At 68.4% G+C, this 14,961-nt stretch carries 14 protein-coding genes; 6 read left to right on the forward strand and 8 right to left on the reverse strand.

Annotation, left to right across the window (positions count from 1 at the left end; translation table 11 throughout):
• A partial coding sequence (locus AC30CM_RS06430) for a hypothetical protein (protein WP_490116008.1) occupies positions 1-453 on the reverse strand: 453 nt, incomplete at its 3' end.
• Between AC30CM_RS06430 and AC30CM_RS06435 the strand changes: the two genes are divergently transcribed.
• Entirely contained in the window at positions 437-1,588 is a 1,152-nt protein-coding gene (locus AC30CM_RS06435) for a hypothetical protein (RefSeq protein WP_490116009.1), read from the forward strand. The genes AC30CM_RS06430 and AC30CM_RS06435 overlap by 17 nt on opposite strands.
• Positions 1,585-2,328 carry a M15 family metallopeptidase gene (locus AC30CM_RS06440; RefSeq protein WP_490116010.1) on the forward strand — a complete coding sequence of 248 codons (744 nt, stop codon included), beginning with the start codon at positions 1,585-1,587 and terminating at the stop codon, positions 2,326-2,328. The genes AC30CM_RS06435 and AC30CM_RS06440 overlap by 4 nt, the downstream gene beginning before the upstream one ends.
• Positions 2,329-2,373: 45 nt before the next feature.
• On the opposite strand, the gene AC30CM_RS06445 is transcribed toward AC30CM_RS06440, so the two are convergent.
• From AC30CM_RS06445 to AC30CM_RS06455, 3 genes are read right to left on the reverse strand one after another with little or no spacing between them, the layout of a single operon-like run.
• The gene (locus tag AC30CM_RS06445; RefSeq protein ID WP_490116107.1) at positions 2,374-2,808 is read right to left on the reverse strand and encodes a DUF5078 domain-containing protein; all 435 of its coding nucleotides are present in this window, start codon (positions 2,806-2,808) and stop codon (positions 2,374-2,376) included.
• A 50-nt stretch (positions 2,809-2,858) separates the two neighbouring features.
• Positions 2,859-5,765 carry an MMPL/RND family transporter gene (locus AC30CM_RS06450; RefSeq protein ID WP_490116011.1) on the reverse strand — a complete coding sequence of 969 codons (2,907 nt, stop codon included), beginning with the start codon at positions 5,763-5,765 and terminating at the stop codon, positions 2,859-2,861.
• Positions 5,762-6,193, reverse strand: coding sequence for an MmpS family transport accessory protein (locus tag AC30CM_RS06455; RefSeq protein WP_490116012.1), 432 nt, complete (start codon positions 6,191-6,193; stop codon positions 5,762-5,764). The genes AC30CM_RS06450 and AC30CM_RS06455 overlap by 4 nt, the downstream gene beginning before the upstream one ends.
• A 257-nt stretch (positions 6,194-6,450) precedes the next feature.
• Here AC30CM_RS06455 and AC30CM_RS06460 point away from each other — a divergent pair, with 257 nt between their 5' ends.
• Entirely contained in the window at positions 6,451-6,825 is a 375-nt protein-coding gene (locus AC30CM_RS06460) for a DUF732 domain-containing protein (RefSeq protein WP_490116013.1), read from the forward strand.
• 57 nt (positions 6,826-6,882) lie between these two features.
• Here the strand turns inward: AC30CM_RS06460 and AC30CM_RS06465 are convergent, their stop codons facing one another.
• On the reverse strand, positions 6,883-9,378 hold the full coding sequence (locus tag AC30CM_RS06465) for a glycogen/starch/alpha-glucan phosphorylase (protein WP_490116014.1): 2,496 nt from the start codon (positions 9,376-9,378) through the stop codon (positions 6,883-6,885).
• Positions 9,379-9,401: 23 nt separating this feature from the next.
• On the opposite strand from AC30CM_RS06465, the gene AC30CM_RS06470 reads away from it, so the two are divergent.
• The 3 genes from AC30CM_RS06470 to AC30CM_RS06480 are packed head-to-tail and all read left to right on the forward strand — an operon-like array spanning position 9,402 to position 11,854.
• Complete coding sequence (locus tag AC30CM_RS06470) at positions 9,402-10,010, forward strand: hypothetical protein (RefSeq protein WP_490116015.1); 609 nt, start codon at positions 9,402-9,404, stop codon at positions 10,008-10,010.
• The gene (locus AC30CM_RS06475) at positions 10,001-10,759 is read left to right on the forward strand and encodes a potassium channel family protein (protein ID WP_490116016.1); all 759 of its coding nucleotides are present in this window, start codon (positions 10,001-10,003) and stop codon (positions 10,757-10,759) included. Before AC30CM_RS06470 ends, AC30CM_RS06475 begins: the two co-directional genes overlap by 10 nt.
• A gap of 21 nt (positions 10,760-10,780) precedes the next feature.
• Positions 10,781-11,854, forward strand: a complete 1,074-nt coding sequence (locus tag AC30CM_RS06480; protein WP_490116108.1) for an NAD(P)H-dependent amine dehydrogenase family protein — start codon at positions 10,781-10,783, stop codon at positions 11,852-11,854.
• A 10-nt stretch (positions 11,855-11,864) separates the two neighbouring features.
• Here AC30CM_RS06480 and AC30CM_RS06485 read toward each other — a convergent pair whose 3' ends face one another.
• From AC30CM_RS06485 to AC30CM_RS06495, 3 genes are all read right to left on the reverse strand, one after another.
• On the reverse strand, positions 11,865-12,944 hold the full coding sequence (locus tag AC30CM_RS06485; protein ID WP_490116017.1) for a class I SAM-dependent methyltransferase: 1,080 nt from the start codon (positions 12,942-12,944) through the stop codon (positions 11,865-11,867).
• 219 nt (positions 12,945-13,163) lie between these two features.
• Positions 13,164-13,769, reverse strand: coding sequence for an MBL fold metallo-hydrolase (locus AC30CM_RS06490; RefSeq protein ID WP_490116109.1), 606 nt, complete (start codon positions 13,767-13,769; stop codon positions 13,164-13,166).
• Positions 13,770-13,789: 20 nt separating this feature from the next.
• Complete coding sequence (locus AC30CM_RS06495; RefSeq protein WP_490116018.1) at positions 13,790-14,875, reverse strand: S-(hydroxymethyl)mycothiol dehydrogenase; 1,086 nt, start codon at positions 14,873-14,875, stop codon at positions 13,790-13,792.
• Between the last annotated feature and the right edge of the window lie 86 nt (positions 14,876-14,961).

The following is a 14,961-nucleotide window of genomic DNA, read 5'->3' on the forward strand; positions in this document are numbered from 1 at the left end:
CGCGCCGGCGGCCCCTGCCGCACCCGCCAAGCCCGTCGCGCCGGCGGAGCCCTCGGCTCCGGCCGCGTCGGTGGAGCCCGTCGCACCCGCGAAACCACCGGCAGCACCGGCAGCGCCGGCGCAGCCGGCCGAACCCGCCACACCGGCAGAACCCGTCACTCCGGCCAAACCGGCCAAGCCGGCCGAACCCGCCACACCGGCCCAGCCGTCGAATGCGGCCCCGGCGCCTGCGGCGCCGTCCACCACGTCGACCAATACGCCGTCCAACACGTCGACCAACACGACGGCGACGAAGGCGACCCAGGCCCCGTCGAGTGCGGCCCCGGCGACCCCTGCTACGCCGGCTCCGACGAGCGCAGCACCGACCCCGTCGGCCCCCGCGACGTCAGGCCCGGCGTCGACGCCCGCGGCGCCCTCCGACGCCGCGACGCCCTCCGTGACGCCACTGCCCACGACCGTCACGTTCCCCGAGTCGTCGCCCGACGCCAACCGCGCACCGGGCGCGCCTAACCCCACGCCCGGCAGCGCCGAGCCCGGACGCCCTGGCGGCGAGACGACCCCGTCGGCTGCCGACCCGTCGGACGGCGAGTCGTCGGCCAAGCCCGAACCCACCACGCCCGGCGGTCGGTCGTCGGAACCCACCGCGTCGTCGGACGTCTCACCGGCCGCCCGCGCCATCGAGACCGTCGAACCCCAGACCCTGCAGGCACCGGTGCAGGACGTGCAGATCGCGAAGACCGCGAAGGTGGTGGAACTGCCCGACCCGGCGCCCGCGCCCGTCGCCGACGTCAAGGCCCTCGCCGACGCCATCCAGCTGCCGAAGCTCGACGCCCCCGCACCGCGCCTGGCCGCGGCGTGGCAGCGCGACGTGCGGCAGTGGAGCCCCGACTGGATCGCCTACGACGAGTACTACCGGCCCGTGCTGGCCAACCCGTACCGGGACCCGGTGCGCATCGTCTACGAGTACCAGAACGCCCCGCGCATCGTGGACATCCCGCCGCTGTCACGCATCGTGCTGCAGGTCGCCGAGTACGCGGCCTACAGCTTCACCGCCGTCGTCATGAACGCCGTCAACACCGCGGTCTCGACCACCGTCAACACGGCCGTGAACCTCGCCGTGGGCACGTTCTTCGGCGGAGGCTTCCTGCCGGGCATCGGCCTGCCGATCCCGCTGCCCCCGCCGCCGCTGCTCAGCTACGCCAACGTGCCGGTGTTCGTGAACTACGCGCAGCAGCAGTACGAACCCTTCCGCGTGCAGCGCATCGTCGACATGGGACCCGACACCCGGTGGGGCGAGAACAAGGTGCTGCTCGACGGGGTCACCCCGGCGTGGGGCGAGTGGACCCAAACCCCGGCGGGCGAACGGCAATTCGAGGTGCACCGCACGCAGCAGTTCCCGGGACTGGATGCGCCCAGCCAGGCGCCGCTGCCTGGTGACTACAAGTTGCGGCTCCTCTCGGAACAGACACCCGCGGGTGGCATGAACCGCAGGGACGTCTACCTGATGGCGGCGGCCGGACTGTGCGCGGCACTCAGCGTCGGTGCCGTCTGCTGGGCCATGGCCCTGGGACGCCGCCGCGGCGCATGAGGTCGACGGTCGCGGTGGTGGGTGTCCTGATGGCCGCCGCCACGACCGTGCAGTGCTCGTCGCCGGACACGTCGACGGCACCCGCACCGCCGGCGGCGACGACCCCGGCCGCCCCGGCCGTGCGGCCGAATCCCGGGGCATCGCCGGAGTTCGCCACCACGGTCACCGCACCGCCCGACGTGCCCACGCCGGCGACGGTGTTCCCGGTCACCGCGGCCGAGTTGGGTGCCACGTGGCGGCCGGGTTGCCCCGTCGCGCCCGAGGACCTGCGGCGGGTGAGCCTGGACTACGTGGGGTTCGACGGCACGACCCATCGCGGGGACCTGGTGGTCCACCGAGACCGGGTGGATGCGGTGATCGACGTGTTCGGCGAGTTGTACCGCCTGCGGTTCCCGATCGAGCGAATGCAGACCGTCGACCACTATCCCGGCGCGCAGGACGAGCTGTCGATGCGCGACGACAACACGTCGGCGTTCAACTGTCGCGACCTACCGAACGGCGGTTTCTCGCAGCACGCCATGGGCCGGGCGGTGGACGTGAACCCGCTGCGCAACCCCTACCTGAGTGGTTCCGGCGACCTGCAGCCCGCCACCGCGGGCGAATGGCTCGACCGCAGCCGCTCCGACCCCGGCCTGCTGCACGACGGCGACCCGTACGTCACCGCGTTCACCGCACGCGGGTGGACCTGGGGCGGCCATTGGCGAGACCCCAAGGACTATCAGCACTTCGAGATGCCATGACTCGCCGACGGGAGCACCGTCGTGCTCCCGTCGACGAGCAGCTGCCTAGCGGGCGACGGGCCAGTCCCACACGGACATGTCGCCGCGCGGGTAGTTCATGCACACGTCGGTCGCCTTGGCGACCACGCCCTTGTTGTTGAAGAACACCTTCGCCCAGTTGCCCCAGCGGGTGGCCACCTGCTCGTAGTAGACGTTGGTGGCGGTGTCCTCGGAGTACTGGCGACGAGCCGCGGCATCCAGCGAGTAGAACCAATGGATGCGATCCTCGGCCATCTGCTGGACGTCGGCGGGCCGGTTGCTCTTGTCGATCATGTAGCGCTCGAAGTACACCGGGCTGGTGTCGCGCGCGGCCGCCAGGTACTGCTCGGCGTCGCACTGCGTCTCGATCTGCCGCTTCGGGATGGGGAAGTCGTCGGTGGCGTCCGCCGCCGCCGGACCGGCGAACGTGGTCGCCGCGACGCCGCAGGCGGCCACGATCATGCCGCCACGAAGTGCCCACTGGTGCATGTTCTTCATCTTGCTCCTCCTCGTCACGCGGTGTGCGCCGGTTCCGGATCTTTGGGGGGCGGTGTCGGCCACTTCGCCGGCAACGGTCGGTTGCGCACGTTGGTGGGCCACCAGAACCACTTGCCCATCAACGCGGCGATCGACGGCGTCATGAACGAGCGCACCACCAGGGTGTCGAACAACAGGCCGAGGCCGATGGTGGTACCCACCTGACCGATCACCGTCAACTCGCTCACCGCCATCGACATCATGGTGAAGGCGAACACCAGGCCGGCCGACGTCACGACCGTGCCGGTACCGCCCATCGACCGGATGATGCCGGTCTTGAGCCCCGCGTGGATCTCTTCCTTGAACCGGGACACCAGCAGCAGGTTGTAGTCCGCACCCACGGCCAGGAGGATGATCACCGACATCGCCAACACCATCCAGTGCAGTTCGATGCCCAGGATGTGCTGCCAGATCAACACCGACAGGCCGAACGACGCCCCGAGCGACAGCACGACGGTGCCGACGATCACCGCCGACGCCACGACGCTGCGCGTCAGGATCAGCATGATGATGAAGATCAGCGCGAGCGCCGAGATCCCGGCGATCATCAGGTCGTAGACGTTGCCGTCCTTCATGTCCTTGTACGTCGCCGCGGTACCCGCCAGGTAGATCGTCGACCCCTCCAGCGGCGTGCCCTTGATGGCTTCCTTCGCCGCGTTCTTGATCGCGTCGATGCGGGCGATGCCGTCGGGGCTCATCGGATCGCCCTCGTGGCTGATGATGAACCGCGCCGACTTGCCGTCGGGGGAGATGAAGTTCTTCATGCCCCGCTTGAAGTCCTCGTTGTCGAAGATCTCCGGCGGCAGGTAGAAGGAGTCGTCGTTCATCGAGGCGTCGAACGCCTCACCCATCGCCGAGGAGTTCTCCTGCGCGGCGTCCATCTGGTCCTGCATGCCCTTCTGCGTGGCATACATCGTCAGCATCATGGTCCGCATGGTCTTCATGGTCGAGATCATCTCGGGCATGAGCGCGACCATCTGCGGCATCAAGGTGTCCAGCCGCTCCATCAGCGGCAGCAGCTGCTGGATGTCGTCGGTCATGGTGTTGATGCCGTCGAGGGTGTCGAAGACCGACCGGATGGCCCAGCACACCGGGATGTCGTAGCAGTGCGGTTCCCAGTAGAAGTAGTTTCGGATGGGCCGGAAGAAATCGTCGAAATTGGCGATGTTGTCGCGCAATTCGGCGATGTCGATGGTCATGTCCTTCATCTTGGCGACCATCTCGTGGGTGGTGTCGGCCATCTGCTTGGTCAGGCTCGACATCTTCTCCATGGTGTTGACCGTCTTGGTCATCTCGTCGGCCTGATCGAGCATGTCCGACATCCGGTCCTGCAGGTACTTCTGGTTCATCGTCTGCGTCGTGCCCTGCATGGAGATCAGGAACGGGATCGACGTGTGCTCGATGGGCTTGCCCTCGGGCCGCGTGATGGTCTGCACGCGCGCGATGCCCTCGGTGCGGAAGATGGCCTTGGCGATCTTGTCGATGACGAGGAAGTCGGCCGAGTTGCGCAGGTCGTGGTCACTTTGGACCATCAGCAGCTCGGGGTTCATCCGGGCCTGGTCGAAGTGCCGGTCGGCGACCGCGTAGCCCTCGTTGGCGGGCAGGTCCTGCGGGAGGTAGTTGCGGTCGTTGTAACTGGTCTGGTAGCCCGGCAGCGTCAGCAGACCCACCAGGGACAGCGCGATGGTGGCGACCAGGATCGGCCCCGGCCAGCGGACCACGGCTGCGGCGATCCGCCGCCAGCCGCGCGTGCGCAACGTGCGCTTGGGTTCGAGGATCTTGCCGAAGCGGGTGGCGACGGAGATGATGGCCGACCCCATCGACAGGGCGGCGACGACGCACACCACCATGCCGAGTGCCAGCGGGACGCCGAGGGTCTGGAAGTAGGGCAGCCGCGTGAACGACAGGCAGGCGGTGGCGCCGGCGATCGTCAGACCCGAGCCCAGCACCACGTGCGCGGTGCCGCGGAACATCGTGTAGTACGCCTGCTCCTTGCTCTCGCCCATGCTTCGGGCTTCCTGATATCGCCCGATGAGGAAGATCGCGTAGTCCGTCGACGCTGCGATGGCCAGCGTCACCAGCAGGTTGGTGGCGAAGGTCGACAAGCCGATGATGTCGTGCCAGCCGAGGAAGGCGATGATGCCGCGTGACGCCGTCAGCGACAGCACCACCATGACCAGCACCAGCAGCACCGACACGATGGAGCGGTACACCAGCAGCAGCATCACGATGATGACCGTGAAGGTGGCCGCCTCGATCAGCCGCAGGCTGCGGTCGGCGGCGATCTGCTGATCGGCCATGAGCGCGGCCGGACCGGTGACGAACGCCTTGACACCCGGCGGCGCAGGCACGCTCTCGACGATGTTCTGGACGGCCTCGATCGACTCGTTGGCCAGCGATTCGCCCTGGTTGCCCGCGGTCTTGACCTGCACGTAGGCGGCCTTGCCGTCCGAGCTCTGGGCGCCGGCGGCGGTCAGCGGGTCGCTCCAGAAGTCCTGCAGCGACTGAACGTGCTTGGGGTCGGCGCGCAGCTTCTCGATGATCTGGTCGTAGTAGTCGTGCGCCGCCTGGCCGAGGGGCTGCTCGCCCTCGAGCACGATCATCACCGAGCTGTCGGAGTCACCCTCCTGAAAGGCCTTGCCGGTGGCCTTCATCGAGATCATCGACGGCGCGTCCTGCGGGCTCATCGAGACCGCGCGCGCCTTGCCGACATCCTCCAGCTGCGGCACCGACACGTTGAAGAACGCGATCAGTGCGATGCCGACGAACAGAACCGGGACCGCGAACGTCCGCAGGAACCGGGGGATGAACGGCTTGGGGAAGTCCGGCTCGGGCTGGGCGCCGAACGCGTCGGTGGTCGCGTCCGAGGTCGGGGAACTCATGCAGACTTCACCAAGCAGAAGGTCTGGGCGTTCACGCCGGTGGACGTCCTCTCGTCTTTGACCTCGTCGTCGACGGTCACGCGGCACGTGATCGAACTACCGTCACCCTGGGCGACGATGTTCGGCTGTGCGGCGGGGGCGGTGGTGCTCAGCGTCAGGCTCCACGGCAGCATGGCGCCGTCGATGCGCTGCGGCTTGGCGTCGAGGTCCAGGTAGTTGATGTCCGCGTAGGCGCCGGGCTCACCGAAGATCTCGTACTTGACGATCTTCGGGTCGAACGGCTCGGGATCGTCGGCGAATTGCACGGGCGTCACCGTGATGCCGTCGGCGCCGAAGAAGGTGCGCACCCGGTGCACCGTGAACCCCGCGACGGCGACCACGATGGCGATCAGGATGGGAATCCATGCCTTCTTCAGCAGGCCCGTCACCGTTCCACCTTTTCCGTCTCGTCGCCGTTCCACACGCGACTGCATGGTTCTGCATTGTCGCGGATGCCATCGATTAGCTAATGTAACCGAGAGCTTAGCTTGCTTAAGTTACTCGTGGCGACCACCACTCCCGCCGCTGTCCTGTGACACGGGCCACCGCCCGTGGGCGGCGATGAGCTGGGGTTGCGACCAAAGTCAATCACGTCGGCCGTCGGATGGGGAAAAGTCCACACATGCGTACACACGGAATCCGCTGGATGAGAGCAGTGACCTTCGCGACGCTCGGCGCCGCGGCCCTGGGCTTCGCCGCACCGGCGCACGCCGACCCGGACTCGGACTTCGCCAACGAACTGCACTCATACGGCATCTACGGGCAGAAGGACTACAACGCCTGGCTCGGGAAGATCGTCTGCAAGCGGATGCGCACCGGGCTCGACGGTGACGCCACCGCCGCGGCCCGCTTCCTGAAGATCAACCTGCACAAGGACAGCACCGAACAGCAGGTCTACGACTTCCTGGGCGCATCGATCCGCTACTATTGCCCCGACCAGCAGGTGGTCCTCGACCGCCTGGCGGGCGTGCCCGCTCCCGCGCCGGCGCCTGCGGGCGCGCCGCTGCCCGCCGAGGGCTGACCCCACCAGCGATCGACCCCGCCTCGACGCGTCGTAGGCGGGGTCGACCACTCGGTGCTATCGGCGCACCGTCACCGGGCCGACGTTCCAGATGTCGTCGCAGTATTCGGCGATGGCGCGGTCGGAGGAGAACGTGCCGCTGCGCGCGGTGTTGAGGATGGACATCCGAGTCCACGTCGCCGTGTCGCGCCAGGCCGCGCCGACACGGTCCTGGCAGTCCACGTAGGCGCGGTAGTCGGCGCACACCAGGAACGGGTCGTCGTACCGGAGATCGTCGACGAGCGGGCGGAACACCTCGGCGTCGCCACCCGAGAAGCGGCCGCCGGCGATCGCGTCGAGCGCCGCGCCCAACTCCGGATCGGCCGCGATGACGTCGGCGGGCCGGTAACCGTCCTGCAGCAGCCGCTGCACCTCGGTCACCGTCAGACCGAACAGGAAGAAGTTCTCGGCACCGGCCTGCTCGCGCATTTCGACGTTCGCGCCGTCGAGCGTGCCGATGGTCAACGCCCCATTCATCATGAACTTCATGTTGCCCGTGCCCGACGCCTCCTTGCCCGCCGTCGAGATCTGCTCGCTCAGGTCGGCGGCCGGATAGATCAGGTGGGCGTTCTGGACGTTGAAGTTCGGCACGAATGCCACCTTCAGGAACCGGTTGACGTCCGGATCGTGGTTGACGGTCTGGCCCACGGCGTTGATGAGCTTGATGATGCGCTTGGCCATGAAGTACCCCGGCGCGGCCTTGCCGCCGAACACCAGGGCCCGCGGCGCGATCTCCAAGCCCGGGTTGGCCTTCAGTCGGAGGTACTGCGTGACGACGTGGAGCACGTTGAGATGCTGCCGCTTGTACTCGTGGATGCGCTTGACCTGCACGTCGAACATCCAGTCGGGATCCAGGTCCACCCCGGTCTCGGTGCGGACGAAGTCGGCAAGGCGAGCCTTGTTCGCGTGCTTGACCGCTCGCCACCGAGCGCCGAACTCCGCGTCGTCGGCGAGCGGCTCGAGGCCCCGCAGCCGGTCCAGGTGGGTCAACCAGCCGTCACCGATGGTGCGGTCCAGCAGGCCGCGCAGACCCGGATTGGACAGCGCCACGAACCGTCGCGGTGTCACGCCGTTGGTCTTGTTGGAGAACCGCTCTGGCCACATCTCGTAGAAGTCCTTGAGCACGCTGGTCTTCAGCAGCTCCGAATGCAGCGCGGCGACGCCGTTGACGGCATGGCTGCCGACGGTGGCGAGATGCGCCATGCGCACGCTCTTGCCGCCGTCCTCGCCGATGAGCGACATCCGGCGCAGCCGGTCCTCGTCGCCCGGGAACGCCGCGCGCACCTGGTCGAGGAAGCGTCGGTTGATCTCGTAGACGATCTCCAGGTGCCGCGGCAGGCACTCGCCGAACATGCCCAGCGGCCACGTCTCCAACGCCTCGGGAAGCAGCGTGTGGTTGGTGTAGCCGAAGGTCGCGACCGTGATCGCCCACGCCTCGTCCCAGCCCATTCGCCGCTCGTCGAGCAGCAGCCGCATCAGCTCGGCGACGCCGATCGACGGGTGCGTGTCGTTGAGCTGGATGGCGAAGCGGCTGGGCAACTCTCGAACCGAGACGTCGGCGAGGTCGTCGACGATGTGCAACACGTGCTGCAGCGAGCACGACACGAAGAAGTACTGCTGCAGCAGACGCAGCCGCTTGCCCGCCTCGGGCTCGTCGTTGGGATACAGCACCTTGGTGACGGTCTCGGAGGTGACCTCGTCCTCCACGGCCCGGTAGTAGTCGCCGATGTTGAACGCGTCCAGCGCGAACGATTCCACCGCCTGCGCACTCCACAGCGTCAGCACGTTGCAGGTGTGCACGCCGTAGCCCTGGATGGGCGTGTCGTAGGCGACGCCCTTGATCACCCGGCCGGGCACCCAGCGCACCCGGTCGGCGCCGTCGTCGTCGACGTAGTGCTGGGCGAACCCGCCCCAGTTCACCCGGTAGCTCACGTCGGGCTTGGCGATCTCCCACGGGTTGCCGTTGCGCAGCCAGTTGTCGGTCTTCTCGACCTGCCACCCGTCCCGGATCTCCTGGTCGAAGATGCCGTACTCGTAGCGGATGCCGTACCCGATGGCCGGCCGCTCCAGCGTGGCCAGCGAGTCGAGATAGCAGGCGGCCAACCGGCCGAGGCCGCCGTTGCCGAGACCCGGTTCCTCCTCGCACGCCAGCACCTCGTCGAGATCCTGGCCCAGCTCGGTGAGCGCCTCGCGCACCGGCTCCTCGATGCCCAGGTTGATCAGGTTGCTGCCGAGCTGCGGGCCCATGAGGAACTCCGCCGACAGGTAGCACGTCACCTTGCGGCCGAGATCGAGCGACGTCTGCGTCGACGCGACGCGGTTGTCCTGCATGCGGTCCCGCACCGCCAGCGCCGTCGCGCGATAGAAGTGCTCGGGCCGCAGCGCGGCGGCCGGCCGCCCCACCGAGTACCTCAGGTGGTCGACGATGCCGCGCTTGAGCGCATCCGCCGACAGCCCGGTACGGCTCGGCTCGCGGGGAACGGTCTGGGCATCGATCGGCACGACGTCGGTCACGCGTGTCAGTGTGGCATCCGGGGGTGAACGCGACCTGGACGTCGAGTGTCACCATCTCGGCACCACCGGTGCCCCGCACTGCGATACTGCTGGGCATGACGATGCTGCGCGCCCTCACCGTGCTCGCCATCGGTGCGACGGCGGCCTCGGCGCTCACCCTCGCGCCCCCCGCCGCCGCCGACCAGGTGATCCAGGGCGTCTACGCCTACCAACAGGGTGACCTCGCCATGGAGTGGACCGTCACCCCCAGCTGCGTGCCGACCGTCGGCGACCTCCGCGAACCCTTGCAGTTGCCGGTGGCGTGCCGCCTGCACGTGACGCCGTCCTCGGACAAGATCGCCGGCGGCGACGCGCGGCTGACCAGCGGGCTCTGGCAGTACACCACCGGCCGCAAGGATGCGGTGACCTGCCCCGACGGCGAGGGCACGGCGACGGCGACCGAGACCATCGAGTTCGACGATCGCACGCTCACCGGCACCCGCATGGTGTCCTGGCCCGACGCCTGCGACGGCGCACTGGCCGCCGATCTGGTGAAGTATCCGTTCACGCTGAGCTACGTCAGACCGTTGGCCTCGCCCGTCGACCTGACCCCGCTCATCTGCGAGCCCGGCGGCCTCAGGAGATGTTTCTGAGTTCGGACGTCCGGCTGCACCGGTACGAACGCCGTGCCGAATGGCCCCTGGCCATCGTCGCGTTGCTGTTCCTCGCCGACTTCTCGGTGCGCGTGCTGGCACAACCCCAGGGCATCGCCCACCGCGTCGTCGACGCCGTCTTCTTCGCGACCTACGGCGTGTTCGTCGTCGACTACGCGATCCGGTTCTTCCTCGCCGAGCGGCGACTGCGGTGGTTCGTCCGGCATCTGCTGGACTTCGCGATCATCGCGCTGCCCGCTCTGCGGCCGCTGCGACTGCTGAGCCTGGCGGTCGTCGTCGAGGTGCTGCAACGCGCCATCGGCCACACCATCCGCGGCCGCGTCGCCGTCTACGCGGCGTGCGGCGCCGTCGTGATCGTCTACGGCGCGGCCCTGGCGATGCTCGACGCCGAACGCAACGCCCCCGGCACGCACATCCACGACTTCGGCGACGCACTGTGGTGGTCGGTGGTCACGGTGACCACCGTCGGGTACGGCGACATGGTCCCAGTAACGGTCGAGGGCCGACTGGTCGCGCTCGCGGTCATGGTCGCCGGCGTCAGCCTCCTCGGTGTCGTGACCGCGACGCTGGCGTCGTGGATCGTCGAGCGCGTGGCCGAGGAGGACACCGCCGCCCAGGCCGCGACCGTCGACCACATCGAGGCCCTGCGCGACGAGATTCGTCAACTGCGAGAGGCATTGCCGCCCGCTGCCTATCGTGAGGATCGGGTTCCGAACGAAGGGGTGTAGGACAGGCCGGTGAGCGAACGCATGGTCAAGCGGGTGGTGGTCTGGGGCACGGGCTTCGTGGGCAAGATGGTGATCGCCGAGATCGTCGACCACCCGCTGTTCGAGCTGGTGGGCGTCGGTGTCAGCAATCCGGCCAAGGTGGGCCGCGACGTCGGCGAGATCTGCGGGCTGGGGCGCACCCTCGGGCTACAGGCCACCGACGACGTCGACGCGCTGATCGCGCTGCGGCCCGACGCGCTGGTGCACTACGGCCCGACGGCGGCGCAGGCCGACGACAACCTGACCCTCATCACACGGTTCCTGCGTGCCGGCATCGACGTCTGTTCCACCGCCATGACGCCCTGGGTCTGGCCCGCCATGAAACTCAACCCGCCCAACTGGATCGAGCCCGTGACGCAGGCCTGCGAGCAGGGTGGGGCGTCGTGCTTCACCACCGGCATCGATCCCGGATTCGCCAACGACCTGTTCCCGATGACCCTGATGGGCCTGTGCGGCGAGGTGCGCACCGTGCGGGCCTCCGAGCTGCTCGACTACACCAACTACGAGGGCGACTACGAGTTCGAGATGGGCATCGGCAAGCCGCCCGAGCACCGGCCGCTGCTCGAGAATCCGGACATCCTGGTCTTCGCTTGGGGGGCAACGGTTCCCATGATCGCCCACGCCGCGGGCATCGAGCTGGACGACATCACCACCACGTGGGAGAAGTGGGTGACTCCCGTCGAGGTCGAGACCGCCAAGGGCATCATCGCGTCGGGCAACGTCGCCGCCGTGCGGTTCACCATCAACGGGGTGTACCGGGGAGACACCAGGATCTCACTCGTTCACGTCAACCGCGTGGGCGTCGGCTCGGCGCCGGACTGGCCGACGGGCAACGACCGCGACGTCTATCGCGTCGACATCGACGGCAGCCCCAGCATCTCCCAGGAGACGGCGTTCCGCTTCACCGACGGATCGGGCCGCGACGCCGCGGCCGCCGGCTGCCTGGCCACCGGGATGCGCGCACTCAACGCGGTGCCTGCCGTCAACGACCTACCGCCAGGGTGGGTCACCGCGCTCGACCTTCCGTTGATCCCCGGCCGCGGCACCATCCGCTGACCGCCCGACGTCAGCGGGTGGCGGCCTGCTTCTCGACCACCAACCGCACCAGGGGAATCCGCATCTCCACCGGATCGAGCGCCAGACGTTCGGCGACACCTCGCTCCACCTGCTCGAAGAACGTCTCGCGGTCACGCTCCGCGTCCAGGGCCGTGGCCAACGTCGTGAGCAGCACCGCCCGCAGGAACGCCGCCCACTGCCTGCCGAACGCCATCGCGTGCCCGTCGGAGCGGTACTGCCGGTAGAAGCGATCCTCTGCGTCGAAGGCCGACAAGTGGGTGATCGAACACTTCTCGAACGTGCCGGAAGGAGCGAACGGGGACTCGAAGTCCTTCGCGGACCGGCCCACGATGGGCACCGACATCCGTGACAGTTCCTCCTGCGTCAGCGCACCGGCGGACACCATGTCGGCGAGCGTGCCCAACAGCGCGTCCAGCAGCGGTCGGAACCCCAACTCGCCGTCGTCGTCGACGCCCAGCGTCAGCACCACCAACCGGCCACCGGGACACAGTTCGCGGCCCCGGAACGCCACGAACTCGTGCCAGTCGTGGGCCGCCTGACGTGCGTACGCCGAACGCACCGACGCGTCGGAACTGTAGGCGGCGAACAGGTGATCGCCCGCGGGGGCGGGGGTGCCGCCCACCCAGTGCAGCGCCCACGACGACCAAGCCAGGTTGACACTGTCCGATGGCAGGATCTGGGTGAAGTACGAACGCCCCACCGCCGAGGCGAAGGCCGCCCGATCGTGCTGCAGGTAGCTGTCCGGATCGTTGCCGAGCGTGCGGAACAGCGCCGTGAAGTCGTTGTCGGGCAAGTCGGTGTGCGTCACCAGGACCGACTGCTCGGGCCGAGTGCGCTTGCGCAGCACCGCGATCGCCGCGCAGATGGGCAGCACCGAATTGTGTCCGGTGCCCGCGCCGTAGTCGGCGATCACGATCGGCCGCGGCGACCGGGGGATCGGTACCTCGGCCGCCGCCGTCTCGAACAGCTCGATGGCCTGCCGCAACCCGGCCGCGCGCAGCCGGGAGGCGGCGCTGTAGAAACCACTGTCCCTCGACTCGGGACGGACGACGGGGGTCGACTCGGGCATGGAGAAACGGTAGCCGCCCCGCGCGGATCGCGTCGGACAGTCCGTGGCCGTGCCCGATGGGCGTCCGTGGTTGTGCCCGACGGGCCACTTCCTCCGTCAGTGGCCGTGCTCGATGGGCCACTTCCTCCGTCAGTGGCCGTGCTCGATGGGCCACTTCCTCCGTCAGTGGCCGTGCTCGATGGGCCACTTCCTCACGCTGCTCGTCCCTCGCAGCATTCGTCAGTGGCCGCGCGTCACCCACTCGTCGTAATGCACCAGCTCCCCACCCACCGTCGTCGTGTCGCCGTGCCCGGTGTACACCACGGTCTCCTCCGGCAGCACTCCCAGCCGGCCCTTGATCGACTCGAGGATGGTGCCGAAGTCCGAGAACGACCGCCCCGTGGCGCCCGGCCCGCCCTGGAACAAGGTGTCACCGGAGAAGACGGCGTTGAGTTCGGGAGCGAACCAGCACACCGAACCGGGGGAGTGCCCCGGGGTGTGGATGGCGCGGATCTCGATCCCGCCGACCTCCAGGGCCAAACCATCGTGCACGCCGCGGAAGTCCTTGTCCGGGTGCGTCATCCGCCACAGGACGTCGTCGGCGGGGTGCAGGAGGACGGGGGCGTCCAACGCCTCGCCGAGTTGGGGTGCGACCGTCACGTGGTCGTTGTGCCCGTGCGTACAGACGATCGCGACGACGTTGCGGCCGTCGACCGCTGCCACGATCGGCTCGGCGGTGTGGGCGGCGTCGAAGACGATGACGTCGTTGGCGTCGCCGACGAGCCAGATGTTGTTGTCGACGTCCCAACTGCCGCCGTCGAGTTCGAACGTGCCGCTGGTGACCAGACGCGAAACGTTGGTGGCGGTCACAGGATCACCACCGAGCGCAGCACCTCGCCGGCGTGCATCCGATGGAAGGCATCCTCGATGCCCTCGATGCCGATGCGTTCGGAGACGAACTTCTCCAGCGGCAGCCGGCCCTGGCGATACAGGCTGACCAGGGTGGGGAAGTCGCGCTCGGGCAGACAGTCGCCGTACCAGGACGACTTCAGCGAGCCGCCCCGAGAGAAGAAGTCGATCAGCGGCATCTCGAGGGTCATGTCCGGTGTCGGCACCCCGACCAGGACCACGGTGCCTGCCAGGTCGCGTGCGTAGAACGCCTGCTTCCAGGTCTCGGGGCGGCCCACGGCGTCGATCACGAGGTCGGCGCCGAAGCCGTCGGTGAGGTCGGCGATGGTCTCGACGACGTCGAGGTCGGAGGCGTTGATGGTGTGCGTGGCGCCGAACTGCCGTGCCCAATCCAGCTTCTTGTCGTCCCGGTCGACCGCGATGATCTTCTTGGCGCCCACCAGCGCCGCACCGGCGATGGCGGCATCACCGACACCGCCGCACCCGATGACCGCGACCGTGTCGTCGCGGGTCACCGCACCGGTGTTGATCGCCGCGCCGATGCCTGCCATCACGCCGCACCCCAGCAGCCCCACCACGGCCGGGTCGGCCTCGGGATCGACCTTGGTGCACTGACCCTCGTGGACCAGCGTCTTGTCGGCGAAGGCGCCGATGCCCAGCGCCGGCGTCAGCTCGGTGCCGTCGGTCAACGTCATCTTCTGGGCGGCGTTGTGGGTGTCGAAGCACAGGTGCGGACGGCCCCGCTTGCAGGCGCGGCACTGTCCGCACACCGCACGCCAGTTCAACACCACGAAGTCGCCGACCTCGACGGCGGTGACGCCCTCGCCGACGGCCTCCACGGTGCCGGCGGCCTCGTGGCCGAGCAGGAACGGGAACTCGTCGTTGATGCCGCCTTCGCGGTAGGTCAGATCGGTGTGGCACACCCCGCATGCGATGACGTCGACGACGACCTCACCGGGCCCGGGATCGGGGATGACGATGTCGACCAACTCGACGGGCTGCTGCTTGCTTCTCGAGATCACGCCGCGCACTGTCTGACTCATGCCTACAACCTAATGCCTCGTCGCGGGCCCGGGGCCGCGACGCGGGTCGCGAAATCGTGCCCGGGAAAAGACCGGCCGACGGTGTC

This window comes from Mycobacterium sp. DHQP2018-32-09, assembly GCF_058148405.1.

Excerpts from the sequence above, each read along its gene's own strand:
- AC30CM_RS06440 (WP_490116010.1), top strand. The coding sequence starts at position 1,585 with ATGAGGTCGACGGTCGCGGTGGTGGGTGTCCTGATGGCCGCCGCCACG.
- AC30CM_RS06445 (WP_490116107.1), bottom strand. The coding sequence starts at position 2,808 with ATGATCGTGGCCGCCTGCGGCGTCGCGGCGACCACGTTCGCCGGTCCG.
- AC30CM_RS06450 (WP_490116011.1), bottom strand. The coding sequence starts at position 5,765 with ATGAGTTCCCCGACCTCGGACGCGACCACCGACGCGTTCGGCGCCCAG.
- AC30CM_RS06460 (WP_490116013.1), top strand. The coding sequence starts at position 6,451 with ATGAGAGCAGTGACCTTCGCGACGCTCGGCGCCGCGGCCCTGGGCTTC.
- AC30CM_RS06475 (WP_490116016.1), top strand. The coding sequence starts at position 10,001 with ATGTTTCTGAGTTCGGACGTCCGGCTGCACCGGTACGAACGCCGTGCC.
- AC30CM_RS06480 (WP_490116108.1), top strand. The coding sequence starts at position 10,781 with ATGGTCAAGCGGGTGGTGGTCTGGGGCACGGGCTTCGTGGGCAAGATG.
- AC30CM_RS06485 (WP_490116017.1), bottom strand. The coding sequence starts at position 12,944 with ATGCCCGAGTCGACCCCCGTCGTCCGTCCCGAGTCGAGGGACAGTGGT.
- AC30CM_RS06495 (WP_490116018.1), bottom strand. The coding sequence starts at position 14,875 with ATGAGTCAGACAGTGCGCGGCGTGATCTCGAGAAGCAAGCAGCAGCCC.